Genomic DNA, 16658 nt, shown 5'->3' on the forward strand with positions numbered 1-16658 from the left:
AATCGCGCTGATGCTGGCCAAAGCTCGCTCCCTAAGTCTGCAAGCACAACCGCCGCAGTTGACAGAACCGACTTTCCCCACTATCATTCCTTCCGTGCTGAAAAGCACCCCTTGAAAGGGCGGCGAAAAAAACGATTCCCAAAGGTGCGTTTTTAGATCCGACAGGTGTGGCCCCATCGTCTAACGGTTAGGACACTACCCTTTCAAGGTAGCGATACGGGTTCGAATCCCGTTGGGGTCACCACCTTTGCTTCCGCTCTTTGCCACGTGCAGGGCGGAGCTTTTTTTGTTTGCGGAGCTCATGCCTCACCACTTCCCTTCCCCGACTTCGTGAAATACTGTCAGGCGTGTCTTTGCACGCTCATTCGTCCACGCCTTCCGGGCCTGCTCCCTCCAGCACGGCCATTTCCCCGCCGCGCTGGCTGCCTTGGCTGATCGCCGCTGTTCCGGTGGTGCCGTTCTTTTACTTGGTGGCCTTTGCAGCGCTGGGCTCGCTACGGCGGCTGCCACTCTTTGCCCGCTGGATCTTGTTTTACTTTGCTGCCTCGCAAATTGTTGCGGCCCTTTTTACGCCCAACCCACTGCTCTCGCTCAGCTTCGCCGGCATCCGAACCCTCGAAATCTTAGCCATGATCGCGGCGGGGGTCTATCTGCAAGACAGCCGCCATCTGCGCCCACTGCTGTGGGGAGAGGTGGTCATTTTCCTGACGGCTTGGGGCTACAGCCTTTATACGCAGGGAATGGCGGGCATCATGGCCCGGCTGAGTCATCCGTACTATTACACCGTGTCGCTGGGTTTGCTGGCCGTCATTGCTCTATGGCTCATCATGTTCTGGCGCGGCGGGGCGATTTGGTGGCGTGTTGCGGCAGGGCTGCTGGCCATTGCCACCCTGCTGGCAGCTGGTAGCAGGGGGCCGACGCTGGCTTTGGTGGTCGGCAGCGTGGCAGCCTTGCTCCTTGCCAGAGGGCGGGGAATACGCCGCTGGGTGCTCATTCCGCTGGGCGTCGTGGCCGCCGCTATCTTCGCGGTCAACACCTTAAAACTCAAGATCACGCCGATTCTGCGCCTACTCGACGATCAAACCAGCGGACGCAATTTTGTCTGGGACGACGCTTACGCCGCTTGGCAGACCTCCCCCATCGGCGGCGTGGGCGCTTATCAGGGCGGGCCTTACTTGACCTACTTGTTCAAGGGCGGTTGCCAACTCAACCCCATTTTGACCGCCAATCAAATTCAGTGCCCCGAATGGCTCAGCAGTTTCAGCGGCATGTGGCTGATTGCCCACAACGCTTGGCTCCAGTGGTTGATGGAGACGGGCGTGATTGGCCTGAGCGGCTTACTGCTGGTGTACGGTTATGGGCTGTGGGCCGCTGCCAAAAGCCGCGACCCGCTGCTGATCGCCGCGCTGTTTGGCTACACCGCCATGAATTTCGTAGACGTGGTGATCGCCGTACCCAGCCCGCACTTCGCAGAGCTGTGGTGGGTGACGCTGGGGATTAGTGTTTGGCGTTTAGAGGGCGCAACAATAAGGCGAAAATCCCCAGTAGAACCAAGAAAAGCAAGCTGAATGCCAGAAGCTTCGGCGGAGTGAGAGTGATTAAACCACGAGAACTTGGCAGAGTTGTAAGTTCTGTCCAGTAGAACCGGATAGGTAAACAACTGCTGCCGCCCCCTTCACAAATCGTCTGCACTCGAAGTTGAGAAAGACCTTCTTTCTGAATAAGTGGCAGATCTTGATCTACGAAATGGCCCTTCGGCAAATAAGCTTTTTGAAGGGATAGTCTTGCCCGAAAAACATTGCCATCTGCTGAGGCCCAGCTCAGGCGGTAAGAACCATTATTTGAGATAGTTTGGGTATGGAAATTAGTTGCCAAATAACCAAATGGTAAGGAAAATAGAGCAGAGTCAAGGGTATTGAGTTCTCTAAAATAGTTAACGCCATCGAATTGAAGGCCAGAGAATCCGTTCACAGAGAATGTGGAATCTAATGCATCTGGACTCCATCGCTGGGCTTGGAGGCCGAGGTTGATCCGAACATCTGGAAGTGTAATCAGCTTTACTTCAGCGTGATACTGATTGATCGGGCAAGCCAAGGGGCAACTTTGCTTGAAACGCAAACTATGTTTTCCTGCCTTGACTAAGGCTGCCGGATAAACAGTCTTGAACTGGCCTGCTGGAAAATCGAAATAGCCTAAATCTTGGTCATCAAGTGTGACATGAGCTTTGACAGCTTGATCTGGCGAGTAAAGCTGATATTGGAAACGAATGTAGCGTGACCCTGCCGTATCGAATTTTATTTCGCTGCTGAGTTGCGGCGTTCGGAAAGGATTCACACCATCGGACTTCACCCCGGAGAAACCGATCAATTGCCATCCAGCAGGTGCTCCAGTTTTCAAATCGATGGTTTTCTGTTTAGGACTGGGCATCGGAAATCAACATTGCTTTCACTTTCTCCCACCGCTCCGTATTCAGGCTCACGTCTCCGGGCAAGGTCACACCCGCTTCAGCACGCGTTCCCTCGCGCACATCCGGCTTTCGGCGGCGGGCCAGCTCATAAACACTTTTGCGTTCGGTGGCGATATGAAGCACCTCATCTGAGATTTCCAGAGCATGCCGAACGGCTAAGGCGATCTCCGGGGCGATAATGTCCACATAATCTTGGCCAGTGAACACGTCGCTAAAAGCCACCGGATAAGCGAACTTGCGGGGGCGGAAACTAGTGCGAATGATGAGGTGTGACCCAGCAGCGCGGGCGGCTTCCTCGGCCACCAACTTGGTCAACGAGTAGTAATTGACGACTGGTCCCGGCGTGTCACTTTCACTGTAATTCCCGGTTTGACCGTCGAACACATAGTCGGTGCTGATATGAACCAGCTTTGCACCGACTTGATTGGCCGCCTGAGCGATATGACGCGTTCCTTCCACATTCACCGCCCAGCACTTGGCCCGCTCTTTCTCCGCGCCGCCCACATTGGTATAGGCCGCCGTATGGACGATGATGTCCGGCTGTTCACGGCGAACCGCTTCCAGCACACTGTGTGCGTCGGTCAAGTTGAGTTCGGCGCTGCTCGGCGCAACCGAGTCAGGAATGAGGTCACGCAGCTCTGTTCCAAGCCGCCCACTGCCGCCAGTGATCAGGATTTTGACTTGTCGTCGTGAACGGACGCGATTGACCACGCCACTCCTCACCCCATGTCCTCGGCCCACAAATCGTCACCGAAAAAATTCCACGGCAAGCGGCCTTCGTTGGGGTCGGCCAAGTTGAATTGGGCGTCCATCGCATAGATGAGCGTCGCGCCCTGATCGCTGGCTTGATAGCCGTGCGCGACGCCACTGGGAATGTAGACCATCATCGGCTGTTCGCCGCTGAAGACCAATTTGCGCTTCACACCAGCAGTCGGGCTGTTCTCACGGCAGTCCACCAACCAGATCATCAGCTGTCCGCCGACCACGCACCAAATTTCATTTTGCTCTTCTTTGACGTGAATGTGAAAAGCGTTGATGCGCCCCGGCGCAGCCCACGACATACTGATCTGACGCGGCGTGAGTTGGCCCGGTAACCCCTGAACCCCCTCATCGCCTAAGCGCAGATATTCCATGAATGCCCCATTCTCACTGCGATTCTTTTTAAGGGCATGAAACCAAACGCCCTCAATCTGCGGCGCGGCGGGATACGATTCAAATTTAAGCGCCTCTGCATATTGGGTTGCCAATTTGATTTTGTGGTCTGAGTCGGTCATAACTGGCTCCGGTGTTCGGTACTGAGTTTGAGCAAGTATTGGCCGTATTTGTTTTTGGCGAGCTTTTGGGCTTGCTCAATCAGCATTTCAGTGCTGATCCAGTGATTGCGCCAAGCGATTTCTTCAGGCGCGGCCACCTTTAAGCCCTGCCGGTGCTCGATGGTCTGAATAAAACTGCTGGCTTCCAGCAAACTCTCGTGCGTGCCCGTGTCCAGCCAAGCAAAGCCCCGGCGCATCAACTGAACATCAAGCAAGCCCGCTTCAAGGTAATGAATGTTGACATCGGTGATTTCCAGCTCGCCCCGCGCTGAAGGCTTGATCCCTTTCACAATCTCGACAATGTTTTGGTCGTAAAAGTAGAGGCCCGTCACCGCAAAATCCGATTTGGGCTTGGCCGGCTTTTCTTCCAAGGAAATCGCCCGACCTTGCCCATCAAAGTCAACGACGCCGTACCGCTCCGGGTCGCTGACTTGATACGCGAAGACAGTGGCTCCCTCCGTTTTTTGGTTAGCCGCATCCATCAAGTCCGAGAGATCATTGCCGTAAAAAATGTTGTCGCCAAGAATTAAGGCGCTTTCATGGCCCTGCACGAAGTCTTCGCCGATCAGAAAAGCTTGGGCCAGACCCTCCGGCTTCGGTTGCACGGCGTATTCAAGTTGAATGCCCCACTGCGAGCCGTCACCGAGAAGCTGTTTGAAACGCGGGGTATCTTCAGGCGTCGAGATAATCAAAATCTCACGGATGCCGCCGAGCATCAAGGTGGTCAGCGGATAATAGATCATCGGCTTATCGTAAATGGGGAGGAGCTGCTTGCTGACCGCCAGCGTCGCTGGATAAAGGCGCGTTCCGCTGCCGCCTGCCAAAATGATGCCTCTGCGGCTTGCAGTCGCTACTGTCACTGACCCGCTCCAGCCAAACGCTCAGCGTACTGTTTGTTGTAGTACTCACGGAACTCACCAGATCGAATCGGCTCCCACCATGCCTGATTCTCGGCGTACCACTTGGCCGCTTCAGCGACTGCTTGCTTGGGGTCGTATTTGGGCTGCCAACCTAACGCCTTGAGTTTATCCACGTTCATGCTGTAACGGCGGTCATGTCCAGGACGGTCTGTGACGTGTTTGACCGACGTATGCTCTTTGCCGAGTGTCTCCAGCACAATGTCTACCATTTCTAAATTGGTCATCTCGCGCCCAGTACCAACATTGTAAACTTCGCCGATAATCCCCTTCAACAGCACCATTTCAATGCCAGTACAGTGATCGTAGACGTGGGCGTAATCGCGCATTTGCAGGCCGTCGCCGTAGACCGGAATGGGTTCACCCAGTATGGCGTTGGTGCTAAATAACGGTACGGCCTTTTCAGGGTATTGATAGGGCCCCACGTTGTTGGCTCCGCGTGTGATGGTCACAGGGATACCATAAGTGATGGCGTAAGCCTGCACCAATTGATCGGCGGCAGCTTTACTGGCCGCGTAAGGGCTGCGCGGAGAAAGTTCGTCCGTTTCCACACTCTGGTGATCGTCTTTGATGTGCCCGTACACTTCATCGGTGCTGATGTGATGCAGCCGTATGCCGAGTTCGCGGGCAACTTCCAGCAGTACGTGGGTGCCGCGCACGTTGGTATCGGTAAAGACCAGCGGCCCCAGAATACTTTGATCCACGTGGGTTTCGGCAGCAAAATTGACGATCAAGTCTATAGCGTTGTCTTGGCAAGCACGCCGCACAGCGTCTATATCGCCAATATCGCCCACCACGAGGCTGAGATTGGGAGAGTCCCATAAGTCCTGCAAATTTTCTTTGCGCCCAGCGTAAGTTAGCTTGTCATAGACCACGACTTTACTTTCGGGATGCTGCTGCATCCAGTAACGAACAAAGTTGCTGCCGATAAAGCCGCAGCCGCCAGTGACGAGTAGGCTGGTGGGAACGGAACGTATTATAGATTCTTGAGTCATAAGTCATCCAACTGTAGCGTAAGGACAGCTTTCTCAGGATCATTTCCACTTTGCTTAGCATTTTCAGCTGCCTTCAAAATTGCTGCAAACTGGGCTCTGAAACGCTCAGGACGGAACTGTTCGGCATGTTTACGGATGGTTGCCGAATCAAACTGGGCTATTCGCTCTTCAAAAATGCCAATAGCACGGGTCAAACTCTCTATATTTTGCTGACCAAAGAAAACACCTGTTTGATCAGCGACGACTGTCTCCAAATTTCCACCTTTGCCGTAAGCAATGACGGGTGCGCCCGCTGCCTGCGCTTCTACAGGGATAATGCCAAAATCCTCATCGGCAGCGAAGACAAAAGCTTTGCAGCGGCTCATTAAATCGGCAACTTCTTTGTCATCTAAACGACCTAACAACTTTATGTTCGGCCCTGCCAGCGCTTTTACTTTCTCGAAGTCCGGCCCACCGCCAATAACGACGAGCGGTTTACCTAGTTTGGTAAACGTTTCCACGATCAAATCAAGTTTCTTATACGGCACGAAGCGGCTCATCGTCAGATAAAATTCTTCACGGGGCCGGGTGTGATCAAAGCGGTCAACGTCTACAGGCGGATAAAGGACTCTAGCAGGACGACGATAAGTTCTCCAAATTCGTTGAGCCACGTAATGACTGTTGGCCAAAAAAACATCCACTCTATTGGCTGTAGAGTGATCCCATATTCGAATGTAATGCAGCACGATCTTAACCAACGTAGCTTTCACGCCGCTCGTCAGGTTGGCCTCGCGTAGATACTGCTGATACAGATCCCAAGCATAGCGGATAGGCGAGTGAATGTAGCTGACGTGCAGTTGCCCCGCCCCTACCAGTACACCCTTGGAGACCGCATGGCTACTCGACACGATGGTGTCGTAAGCGGTCAGGTCAAACTGCTCGATCTGGTATGGCATGAAGGGCAAATAGTTACGGTAGCTGCTCACACCCCTAGGCCAGTTCTGAATGGCACTGGTATGCACCGTCGCGTTTTCCAAAGGTGTACCCAAAAAATCTTCCGGCTTGTGTACCAGCGTGTAGATGGGACTGCCGGGGAGCACCGCCAGCATCTCGGCCAGCACCTTCTCGCTACCCACGAATCCGCCTGCCAGCCAGTCCTGAATAAGTGCCGCTCTTGTCATGTGTACTGTTCCCCCAACACTCGCCGTACCCGGTCGGCCACATCGTCCCATTTGAAAAGCTTTGCGCGTTCTAGGCCCCTTTCACGCATCTGCTGGCGCAGCGCTGTATCACTGAGCGCCCGCGTCAGTCCATCTGCAACGCTCTCGGCACTGCGCGGATCAATAAGCAGACCCGCGTCTCCCACCACTTCCGGCAGCGAGGTGCTGTCAGACACCACCACAGGCACACCGCAGGCCATGCCTTCTAGCGGTGGCAGGCCGAATCCTTCATACAGAGAGGGCATGGTGACCACTGCCGCGCCCCGATAGTACGCAGGGAGGTCGGCCTCTGGAATCCGTCCAGTAAATACTATTCGCTCCAAAATCCCAAGCCGCAGCGCCTCATGCCGGGTGTCATCGTCGGCGACCCCGCTAAGCAACAACCGGACATCAGACATATTCATCAGTGCGAAGGCTCGAAGCAGCTCCGCCACATTCTTGTGCGGCTTGGTGTTGCGGACGTACAGAATATACGGGTAGCCTGGCCTATGCACCGCTCCCTCAGGCGAGAAGGTGGCGTCTACACCATTGCCTACCACCACCACCTGCTCCGGAGACACACCACTCCACTCCAGCAGCCGCTGCCTGGAGTATTCGGAAACAGTTAATACCCTCTGAGCACGCGACATGGAAGGACGCACCACAGCGTTGTAATACAAAGTCTTAAATAGGGAAGACTCTTCCTGAACATCTATATGAATCAGATCATGAATGGTGAACACCATTGGGCCGCGCCAACTGACGGGCGGTGTGTAACCCGGTGAGAAAAAGATATCCGATCTGCTCTGAATTTTATAGGATGTGACCTGACGTTCCAGATTTAGCAGGCCGCGCCATGACACTGGATCAGTGCCTGACAGATCAATAGTGTTTTGCGGCATATGATGACGAACTTCCTGCGCGAACCGGCCAATGCCATGCTCACCAATCCAACGGGCGTCAAAAAATACACTCACTGACCAGTTCCAGAGACAATAAGAGATGAGCTTTCATTTTTTCTTAACAAAGATGCATGCAAAATAAAAGATAGAAACCATATCAATACCGCAACTATCACAAAAATTGATGTGGTTCTAGTTGAGAAATATGATATAGACCACCACTTAATCACAGTCGTTAAAAGATATGGATACATAATCCCTCCTATTAGACTTCTATTTCTAAAATAATAATATGCTATCCCTATAAAACATCCTGAAAATAAAAAATAAAAAATGCCGAACCATCTAAAATCTGCGAAGGCGAAGCCATATGTTGTTAACCATATAAACGATCGATTCAAGCCAGACGAGCTAACTGCCGTAAATTGTTGACTCCAATTGTCAAGGTTGCTTAAGGGTAGATCAAGACCCATTTCTCTGCCTATGGAATAAAAATTGAAGATGTTTGAGAGGACAGGGAAGTCCCATAACCCTTGTGTTGAATAATAGCCGATCCCGCTACTAGGAAATTGAAGTTTTCCTTCGATTAATGCAGCCAACCTATTATAGCTTGATGGAAAATAGCCGATAAACTGACTCAAATAAGTATCATTTCCACCACTGGCTCTTGAATTACCAATAAAGACAAATACGATCGTAAATAAAACAATACCACTCAAGATTGCCAACAGAACTCTCAAACGGCTTCTGAGGTTATGTATTTTATAGTTCGACAACTGTATTATTAGCAAAATCAGTATAGCAGTCAATAAAGTGTCTCTCGATAGACTCAATAAACTCATGAATGAAAATAGAATTACATTAACTATCGCAATAAATAGCGTTTTCTTGCGATAATTTTCATCTACTTGGCAAGCAATCCACCAAATAGAAACTGTTAATGCTAGACTCATATCACTTGTCCAACCTATCTTTCCAGAAGCCACAGAATTAATGATATTATCACGCAACTGACCACCACCACCTCCCGTTAAGGAGGAAAAAATTGCGCTAAGGCCTATACTTGTCGCGGCAAACCAGATTCTAATTCCTATAAGTAGAATGTTGACTATCGTAATGAGGTATATCAGCGTGAGTATATATGATCCTTTTGGCGTTGATATGCTTCTGATCCAAGATATTTTCGGGTTTTTGCTGATTGCAGTTAGGATGTAGAAAGCGGAGTACGAAGATATTATAAACATCAGTGTGCATAATGAGATATATGCGTACATTCTGAAGTTAAGAAACATATAATCTCTTTCAAAAACGGCCTTTTCATATAAACTGACTGGTATTAGAGTACAAAGCAGGCTAAATATGAAGATCGCGACAGCAAAGGGCTGAGGCGAAAATATAAATGTGGGATCGCTGTAATTTCTGGTGATTTTCCTACTCTTCTGCATAAAATTCCCTCAGATCCAATGTAGGAAAACTATTTCGCTTCAATACCTGCATATACCTTTCCAATCTGGGGTGATTTTCCTAATTTATTTCGCACAAATGTTGTCATTTTGTTATAATTATTTTGCTTTAAAATATAAGCAGTAACAGCGTGGGCGTAAAACATCTTATGCTTTCCCAGACCTAGATTCTTCAGCTTCTTGAGAAAATTCAAATACTTAGGTAGTGGAAGGTTTAATTGATCACTAATATATGGGTAAACATAGTTTGCGATATCTCTTTCAATTGCATTGGCAAATCTCAATCCGCTTTTTTTATCCACTGTCCGGGCAATCGTGAGCATGCCCGTAATCATATGAATCCGCGCCTCAGGAGTATATGTCCCTGGCGTAAATATTCCCTTCTCCATGGCACTATTGCCAAAATCAGGTGTTTCTGTAGAACGGGAATGAGTTAACACATCCCTGACGTAGTACGCGCCCTTTTCTACCAATACGGACGCCGCTAGGTACATCTGGTAAAAGAGAAATCCATCAAATTCCTCAGTTGCAGCATTCATCGCAGACTCTCTGTGGATCACATAGCCGGACAAAACACCACACCGCCGATATGCAGTGGCAATAGTCTCTTCACCTGGAGGAAAAATTCTGTCACTGGCAAAATATTGAATAGTTTGCTCTGGCTTTCTATAGTCATCAATGAACCAGTCGTAAGATCTCAAAATTAAGCCAATATTTGAGTGCTTGTGCAAGACTTCTGAGACCTTAGAAAGAGCACCATCAGCCATCAAATCATCATTTCCCATAAAGAAACAATATTCCCCACAGGCTTGTGTAAGAAGCTCTCTAAAATTGGCATCGTATCCCAAATTTCTAACATTTTCGATGTATCTAATTTTATCAGTTCTAGCTTTATATGTTCTAACGACTTGCGCTATTGCTTCTCTTTGCGGACTTAAATCTTCACAAATCACGATTTCATAATCTCCATAATTCTGACTAAGAATCGAATCAAGCAATGGCCCTAGGAATTGGGCACGATTATAAGCAGGGATGCATACAGATAGAAATGGCTGAGACATTATATTACTTCTCCTGAATGCTTCGCTACTGCACTGGATTCATGTATCCATTGAGCAAATTTAAAGTCGTAACGCTTGATCACACACGCAGGTGTCCCGACAGCGATGCAATAGGGTGGAATATTACGAGAAACGACGCTGTTAGCCCCGATGATGCTCCCCTCGCCAATGGTAACTCCGGGCAACACACTTACCAGTTCACCAAGCCACACATTATCCTCGATAACCACCGGCGCATAGCCCAAGTGGCGTTCTCCTGGCGCAAGCACTGGTGAATCCTGATGCTCCCCGGAGTATGAGCCGTGATTATGGTCACTGATGTAAATCTTGCTTGCCATAAGAACATTGTTCCCAATCTCCACCCGGCTGACACATGCAATATGCACATCGTCATTGAGACTAACATTGTTTCCAAAAGTCAATCTGGGAAAGTAGCTCAGCCCGTTGTGTTCGCTGATAGTTTCAATACGACACCGTTTGCCAACACGTAAATTATGACCCACCTCAACATAAGGCCCAGTTAACCAGCTTGTACCAGCCCCAAGCAAAAAACCATTCTGAAATCCACGTTGTTTCCTAACAATCAGGGAGCGTAAACGGTCAAACGCTACTTCAAGAACAGGTAAAGGACCATCACGCCTGTATATCTGAATTGCTCTGCGCACTGTAAGAACCTCCTAAATGAGTTTGCAATAGCTTTCGACTCCGCCATACCATGTAAATCATGCCAATGCAGGCCAGAGCCTCAGTCAGAATAGTGATAACACCCATTCCAACAGAGCCGTAAATGGGCGTCAGAACCAGCATTGCAGCTACACTGATCATACTTACGACCAAAAATACACCATTGAAAGCGCGATCCATCCCTAAAGGAAGCATGATATGTAAACCGACGATGTTGTTTATCGCAAGCAAAGGGATGAAAAGGAGCAGCAGCCTTAAATAACCCACTGCGTCCGTATACGTGGGAGCGAGAATCTGCACTATATAGGGAGTCAACCATTCTCCAATCCCAAAAATGGCTAGGCCAGCCAAGATCAGGATAACGGCGGCTTTGCGCAAAAAGGCCAGTGCAGCTGGAAAATCGTGATGGTAAAGATGTGAGAGTTTGGCGTATATCACGCGATTCAACGGCTCTAGCAACCCTCCAGCGGCACGAACGATACGGTCTGACGTACCGTAAGCGGCTACTGTCCCGGTGGTTTGAGAGAATCCCAAAATAACAATGTTCAGAGTGGTATAAATACTGGTAACGCCCACAAAAAGAAACATGCTGAAGCCTTCTCGTAGGGCTAGTCGCGAATCTTGAACAGTGGGAAAGCGCAAAGGAGTTTGTCTTGCGATCAATAGATAACCCGCAAAATTAGAAAAACAAGCCGTCAGAACACCAAAGATGAAGATAAGTGCGCCCTGTGAAGGTCGAGTAATCAGATAATAGCAAAGAATAAGGTAGATCAAGCGACTGACAAAATCGATAGTTGCATACTGGCCAAATCGACCACGTGCTAGAAAATACCAGACTGGGTTAAAGCCCTGAGCTATAGCGAAAACTGTAGACCAAGCAATCAGCTTTCCCAAACCATGCAAATTGGTCAGGCTGGTGGCAGACCCGAATGCCAGAATGACTACAAGGCCAGAGAGAAAGATTTTAGCCCCTGCTACACCGGAAACAAGACGTGCCAGAGCCTGCAAATCGTCTCTAACCCTGGACATACTACGGGTAGCCGATAAATTGAAACCGTACTCCACAACAATCTGAAACCACAGAGCCAAAGCCTGAACAGTCAGAATTTGTCCCCAAGAGTCTTTAGGAAAAATAGAAGTGAAATGAGGTATCAGAAGGATAAAAGAGAAAACCTTAAGCCCATGTGCACCATACAATGAAAGATAAGACCAAGCTTTGTTCCACACGAATCAGTACGCGCCCTTCCCCACCAAGACCACTCGAACTGTTTGCAACAGTATCACCAAATCCAACCAGGGAGTCCAGTTCGTAACGTAGAAGTTATCCATCCCTACACGCTCGTCGTAACTGGTATCGCTACGGCCATTGGCCTGCCAGTAGCCAGTCATACCTGGGCGCACCTGCTTATATGCAGTGTATGTTTTCCCATACTTGACGACCTCTGCCTCTACAATAGGGCGTGGCCCGACTAAACTCATCTCACCCACAATGACATTGAAGAGCTGAGGGAATTCGTCCAAGCTGGTCTTCCTCAGAAAGTTTCCTACCCGTGTCACCCTCGGATCATCTTTCAGCTTGTGAGTGGCTTCAAATTCAGCTTTCAACTCAGGATCAGTAGCCAGAACTTCTTGCAACTTGGCTTCCGCATCTCGGTGCATACTGCGAAATTTGAAACAATCAAAAAGCTTACCATCACGTCCCAGACGCCGGGCGCGGTAAACAGCGGGGCCAGGACTGTCTACTTTAATTGCAATGGCAATCACAAGAAAGATCGGGGCAATAACGAGTGTGCCCATCACCGAGGCCAGCAAGTCCATCGTCCGTTTCACCATCCTGGAACGCCGACTCCGCAGATTATTGCGAACCTCCAGAGTAGCGATACTCCCAATATTGTGTGGTAAGAGTGCCTGATTGGGTATACCAAATAGGTCTGGAATGACCCAGGTTACAGGAAACGCAGCGTAAACATTGTTGACTAACTTCTGCTGCGTTTCGGCACGAGCGCTGGGAATCGAGATTAGAGCCTGCTCGGTGAGAGGGTCAATCAAAGCCTGCTCGATCGACCCCCGGACAGGAACACCATGCAATAGGGTTTCCTGTAAAAACGGATTATCGTCATAAGCTGCCAGCGGGATAAGCCCATAAGCCGGATTGGCTTGCAAATGGGCGATGGTCAGGCTGGCCGTTTGACCAGCGCCGATGATGCTGACAGGCCGTCCAAAGTTCCCTGCCCGAATAAGGAGTGAGCGCACCCCGTAACGAACTGGCAAAGCCAGCAGCAGAATCAGCAGCCATGCCACCACTACTCCACCCACACCAATGGCCAGCCGGTCAAAAGCCAGCGCTGCCGCCAGCTGAACAAGCAACACCTGAACGGTGCTGACCGTATGAAGCCGCAATTCTGTCTGGGGCGATTTGCCATACCCTGGATAGAGGCCCTGATAGAAACGCCAGCAGAGCCAGACCCCCAACCAGATCACTACAGCTCCCATCTGAACACTCGCTTCGCCCAATTCAGTCAGGAGAAGATTGGCAAAACCAAAACTCACCAATCCACTAAGTAAATCGCTGATCACCAGCACCAGACCCTGAGATACACCACGTTGAGCCAGTAGAACGCCGCGATTGGCTGTCCGAACAGCTGGCGCATTCGGCGTATGCAGACCCATCTTCAGCTCCCCTCGGAATTGCGAGTCGTATAGCTATAGTTTTGTCCATAACCGTAACCATCACGATTCGATTGAGTCACTTTATTCAGCACGAAGCCCATCATTGGCACTTTCGCCTCTTTAGTGCGGCGCATTACCTGTTTGACTGCCTGCAGCGTGGTTTGTCCAGCCTCAGTAATCAGCACAACACCGTCAACATGACGTCCCAGCACTAAACTATCAGCAATCGCCAATAAAGGGGGACTGTCAATCAAGACAATACCGTATGTTTCACCCCAGCGTTTAAAAATATCGCCCAGATCGTCACGGTTGAGCAATGTCAGGCTGTCGTGTAAGCCAGGACCAGCCGGAAGCAAGTAAACATTCGGCTCGGCCTCAATGACCTGCACATTTTCCGGATCGCGTAAAGCCTCTTGCAAATTACGTGCTCCACCTTCGCCTACCAACTGTTGCCACTCATGTTGGCGCTGATATTTATCCCAAACGTCTTGCTGGGTTCCACGTCTGAGATCGGCGTCAATGATCAGAACGCGTTGACCCGACGAAGCCATTCCATCAGCAAGCGTCGCGGTCAGACTGCTTTTGCCTTCTCCTGGTGCAGTTGACGACAGCATAATGCGCTTCCCCGGCTGATTGTTGACACTCGAAAGCAGATTGACCCGCAAGAAGCCGATCGCTTCATAGAGTCCGGCCTGCCTAGCGGCCCGGACAATACCCATCAATACGATGTCACGCTTGCGAAGGCGAGGAATCATTCCCAGAGTGGGTAAACCGAAGGCCAGAAGATCGTCTTCGCTCCGAATGGTCCGGTCTGTGACAGTAAGCAGCGCAGCGACACCCAGCCCCAAAAGCAAAGTCAGGAGTCCGGCCAATACCGCATTGCGTGTGGGTTTAGGCGCAACGGGGTTAAGCGGCTCAATGGCAGGTGAAACCAGTGAGAGAGAGCCAGTGGTAGCCTGCGCTAGGATACTAGTCTGCGCCAAGTTTCGCTGTGTAAGTGCGCGGGTCGTGATAAGGGTCTGCCTTTCCAGCTCAGGCACGCTTGCACCGTTCAATTGCTGATCAATTTCGGCCAGCTGGGAACGCTGTACTTTGAGAGCCTGTTGCACCGATAGCAGCGCCCGGTTTTCATCCCAGTTGAGCAGAGCCTGGGTAGTCAAGTTGGTCAGCACCCGCGCAGCTGCGGAGGTGGGGGCCTGACCGGTGACGGTATAAACGCCGTTCCCGCCTTGATCAAGTTGAGAAGTCAAGCCAACAGTCGAAATCTTGCCGCTCTGCAATTCAAACTGTAAATCTTTAACCAGTTCATTTTTGAGTGGCGCTGCAAGCTGACTGCCCTTCAAGGCGTTGACCACACTGCCAATTACCGTCGAACCCCGCAGAGCCTCGTCCAGTGCCCCGATCGGCAGGAGCGGAGCCGGAACCAGAGTCGCGCCCACCACACCGTCACTGGGACGAACAGTAATTACGCTCGACGAGGCCTCGTAGACGAGGGGTTGACTCCGTGACCAGAGATAGGTGATCAGTCCGGCAAGCATCACCAGCACAAGAATAATCGGCAAGCGGCGGCGAATACCGCGCCACAGGACACCGAGCTCAATTTCGTTCTCAACATTATCGAGGGGTGGGTTTTCTCTATATTGATCACTCACGCAAAACGCTCCAATTCGGGATGGGCTTTAAGCTGTCGTACCACTTTTTTAATATCTTGGGTGCGGTCTTTACGAACCACCAAGGTCACTTCGCTGGTTCGCACGATCACGACGTCTTCTAGACCGATGGTAACGATCAAATCGTCTCCGTTGGTCGTGTACAAGATCGCGCCGCCCGTGTCGAGACCGACGTGTCGCCCCACCGAGACATTCTCACCCTCGGCTTTAAGAAGACGCTCCAAGGCGTTCCAATCACCCAAATCGTCCCAGCCGAATTCGGCAGGTATAACGGCGACATGGCCGGACTTTTCAAGAATGGCGTAGTCAATGCTGATCTTTTCCAGTTCTGGAAAAACCTGCTTCACAGTACGCTTCTCGACGGCTTGACTCAGTTGCTGGTACATTTCAGGCTGATGCTTTTCAAAAGCTTGCAAGATCGCTTTCACCGTCCAAATAAACATTCCGCTATTCCAGCTGTAGCCACCTTCATCCAAAAATTGCTGCGCCGTTTCCTGGGTCGGCTTTTCGGCAAAGCGGCTAACATGATACGCCGCGAATATGTTTTCTCCAGTCGTATCTTGGGCCCCTCCTCTCAAAGCTGCGCCCTGCTGGATATAGCCGTAGCCAGTCGCTGGAAAAGTCGGAGTAATACCAATCGTGACCAGTTGTTCAGTCTGCCGTGCGATTAAGATAGCCCGCTCGATGACTTTAAGGTAAGTGTCAACATCTGTAATGCGGTGATCTGCTGGAAAAACGCCCATTACGGCATCAGGCTGGTCACGGGCAATTCTCAGTGCCGCGTACAACACGGCGGGTGCCGTATCGCGTGCCAGCGGCTCGACGATCAAGTTCTCAACCGGCATTTCTGGCAACTGATCGAGAACTTGGCTTCGGTATTCATTCCCAGTGACCACCATCACCGAATCGGCGCTGCCACTGACAATACTCAGGCGGTCAACAGTCGCTTGCAGCAAGCTGCGGCCTGTATCATCCAGAGTCAAAAACTGCTTCGGCTTACTTTTACGTGACAATGGCCAAAAACGCTCACCACTGCCCCCAGCCAAGACAACTGGAATGAAAAGAGGCAGGGCGCTATCTTCAATGGTCACTGCGAAACCAAACCAAGTGGCTGAGCAAACAGATTAAGCTGGTCAGAGTTTTTCATAAGAAACGAGTGAATCTTCATCGGACATTAACTCCCTTGAGGTACCACACAATCGGTCACACCTTATCATGCTCTCAAGAGTAGAGCACTCATGAGTCGGAGAGGGCAGGAGTCAAATTCTCATTTCTTGATCAGGTTCACACGGAGTTAACTGAAGTCATACACGCTGACTGAAGTATTTTTGTCCATCT

Annotated in this window: 15 protein-coding genes and 1 tRNA gene; 2 read left to right on the plus strand and 14 right to left on the minus strand. The window is 50.5% G+C overall.

Annotation, left to right across the window (positions count from 1 at the left end; translation table 11 throughout):
* Positions 1 to 169 precede the first annotated feature (169 nt).
* Both EHF33_RS04325 and EHF33_RS04330 read left to right on the plus strand, forming a co-directional pair.
* A tRNA-Glu gene (locus tag EHF33_RS04325) sits at positions 170 to 244 on the plus strand.
* A 103-nt stretch (positions 245 to 347) separates the two neighbouring features.
* On the plus strand, positions 348 to 1568 hold the full coding sequence (locus tag EHF33_RS04330) for an O-antigen ligase family protein (protein ID WP_241191253.1): 1221 nt from the start codon (positions 348 to 350) through the stop codon (positions 1566 to 1568).
* On the opposite strand, the gene EHF33_RS04335 is transcribed toward EHF33_RS04330, so the two are convergent.
* The 14 genes from EHF33_RS04335 to EHF33_RS04400 form a co-directional block, all read right to left on the minus strand.
* Positions 1498 to 2427, minus strand: a complete 930-nt coding sequence (locus tag EHF33_RS04335; protein WP_124868209.1) for a hypothetical protein — start codon at positions 2425 to 2427, stop codon at positions 1498 to 1500. The genes EHF33_RS04330 and EHF33_RS04335 overlap by 71 nt on opposite strands.
* Entirely contained in the window at positions 2414 to 3178 is a 765-nt protein-coding gene (locus EHF33_RS04340; protein WP_124868211.1) for an SDR family oxidoreductase, read from the minus strand. The genes EHF33_RS04335 and EHF33_RS04340 overlap by 14 nt, the downstream gene beginning before the upstream one ends.
* 8 nt (positions 3179 to 3186) lie before the next feature.
* Complete coding sequence (locus EHF33_RS04345) at positions 3187 to 3741, minus strand: dTDP-4-dehydrorhamnose 3,5-epimerase family protein (RefSeq protein WP_124868213.1); 555 nt, start codon at positions 3739 to 3741, stop codon at positions 3187 to 3189.
* Positions 3738 to 4640 carry a glucose-1-phosphate thymidylyltransferase RfbA gene (gene rfbA, locus EHF33_RS04350; protein ID WP_124868215.1) on the minus strand — a complete coding sequence of 301 codons (903 nt, stop codon included), beginning with the start codon at positions 4638 to 4640 and terminating at the stop codon, positions 3738 to 3740. Before rfbA ends, EHF33_RS04345 begins: the two co-directional genes overlap by 4 nt.
* Positions 4637 to 5692 (minus strand): dTDP-glucose 4,6-dehydratase, encoded by a 1056-nt coding sequence (gene rfbB, locus EHF33_RS04355; protein ID WP_124868217.1) that lies wholly within the window; start codon positions 5690 to 5692, stop codon positions 4637 to 4639. The genes rfbA and rfbB overlap by 4 nt, the downstream gene beginning before the upstream one ends.
* Entirely contained in the window at positions 5689 to 6852 is a 1164-nt protein-coding gene (locus EHF33_RS04360; protein WP_124868219.1) for a glycosyltransferase, read from the minus strand. The genes rfbB and EHF33_RS04360 overlap by 4 nt, the downstream gene beginning before the upstream one ends.
* Entirely contained in the window at positions 6849 to 7847 is a 999-nt protein-coding gene (locus EHF33_RS04365; protein WP_241191254.1) for a glycosyltransferase family 4 protein, read from the minus strand. Before EHF33_RS04365 ends, EHF33_RS04360 begins: the two co-directional genes overlap by 4 nt.
* Positions 7844 to 8782: an oligosaccharide repeat unit polymerase gene (locus tag EHF33_RS04370; RefSeq protein WP_124868221.1), complete on the minus strand. Its 939-nt coding sequence runs from the start codon at positions 8780 to 8782 to the stop codon at positions 7844 to 7846. Before EHF33_RS04370 ends, EHF33_RS04365 begins: the two co-directional genes overlap by 4 nt.
* A 464-nt stretch (positions 8783 to 9246) precedes the next feature.
* On the minus strand, positions 9247 to 10296 hold the full coding sequence (locus tag EHF33_RS04375; RefSeq protein WP_124868223.1) for a glycosyltransferase family 2 protein: 1050 nt from the start codon (positions 10294 to 10296) through the stop codon (positions 9247 to 9249).
* Positions 10296 to 10961: a DapH/DapD/GlmU-related protein gene (locus EHF33_RS04380; RefSeq protein ID WP_206431604.1), complete on the minus strand. Its 666-nt coding sequence runs from the start codon at positions 10959 to 10961 to the stop codon at positions 10296 to 10298. Before EHF33_RS04380 ends, EHF33_RS04375 begins: the two co-directional genes overlap by 1 nt.
* Entirely contained in the window at positions 10930 to 12207 is a 1278-nt protein-coding gene (locus EHF33_RS04385) for an oligosaccharide flippase family protein (RefSeq protein WP_124868225.1), read from the minus strand. Before EHF33_RS04385 ends, EHF33_RS04380 begins: the two co-directional genes overlap by 32 nt.
* 3 nt (positions 12208 to 12210) lie before the next feature.
* Entirely contained in the window at positions 12211 to 13650 is a 1440-nt protein-coding gene (gene wbaP, locus EHF33_RS04390; RefSeq protein WP_124868227.1) for an undecaprenyl-phosphate galactose phosphotransferase WbaP, read from the minus strand.
* A 2-nt stretch (positions 13651 to 13652) separates the two neighbouring features.
* Positions 13653 to 15302 (minus strand): polysaccharide biosynthesis tyrosine autokinase, encoded by a 1650-nt coding sequence (locus EHF33_RS04395; RefSeq protein WP_241191255.1) that lies wholly within the window; start codon positions 15300 to 15302, stop codon positions 13653 to 13655.
* A complete protein-coding gene (locus EHF33_RS04400; protein WP_241191256.1) occupies positions 15299 to 16411 on the minus strand; it encodes a mannose-1-phosphate guanylyltransferase in 1113 nt (370 codons plus the stop codon). Before EHF33_RS04400 ends, EHF33_RS04395 begins: the two co-directional genes overlap by 4 nt.
* Between the last annotated feature and the right edge of the window lie 247 nt (positions 16412 to 16658).

The sequence above is a fragment of the Deinococcus psychrotolerans genome, assembly GCF_003860465.1.
GTDB classification, from domain to species: Bacteria; Deinococcota; Deinococci; order Deinococcales; family Deinococcaceae; genus Deinococcus; species Deinococcus psychrotolerans.

What these genes read in the sequence shown, in the direction of transcription:
- EHF33_RS04335 (WP_124868209.1), bottom strand. Translation starts at nt 2,427, where the DNA reads ATGCCCAGTCCTAAACAGAAAACCATCGATTTGAAAACTGGAGCACCT.
- EHF33_RS04345 (WP_124868213.1), bottom strand. Translation starts at nt 3,741, where the DNA reads ATGACCGACTCAGACCACAAAATCAAATTGGCAACCCAATATGCAGAG.
- rfbB (WP_124868217.1), bottom strand. Translation starts at nt 5,692, where the DNA reads ATGACTCAAGAATCTATAATACGTTCCGTTCCCACCAGCCTACTCGTC.
- EHF33_RS04360 (WP_124868219.1), bottom strand. Translation starts at nt 6,852, where the DNA reads ATGACAAGAGCGGCACTTATTCAGGACTGGCTGGCAGGCGGATTCGTG.
- EHF33_RS04375 (WP_124868223.1), bottom strand. Translation starts at nt 10,296, where the DNA reads ATGTCTCAGCCATTTCTATCTGTATGCATCCCTGCTTATAATCGTGCC.
- wbaP (WP_124868227.1), bottom strand. Translation starts at nt 13,650, where the DNA reads ATGGGTCTGCATACGCCGAATGCGCCAGCTGTTCGGACAGCCAATCGC.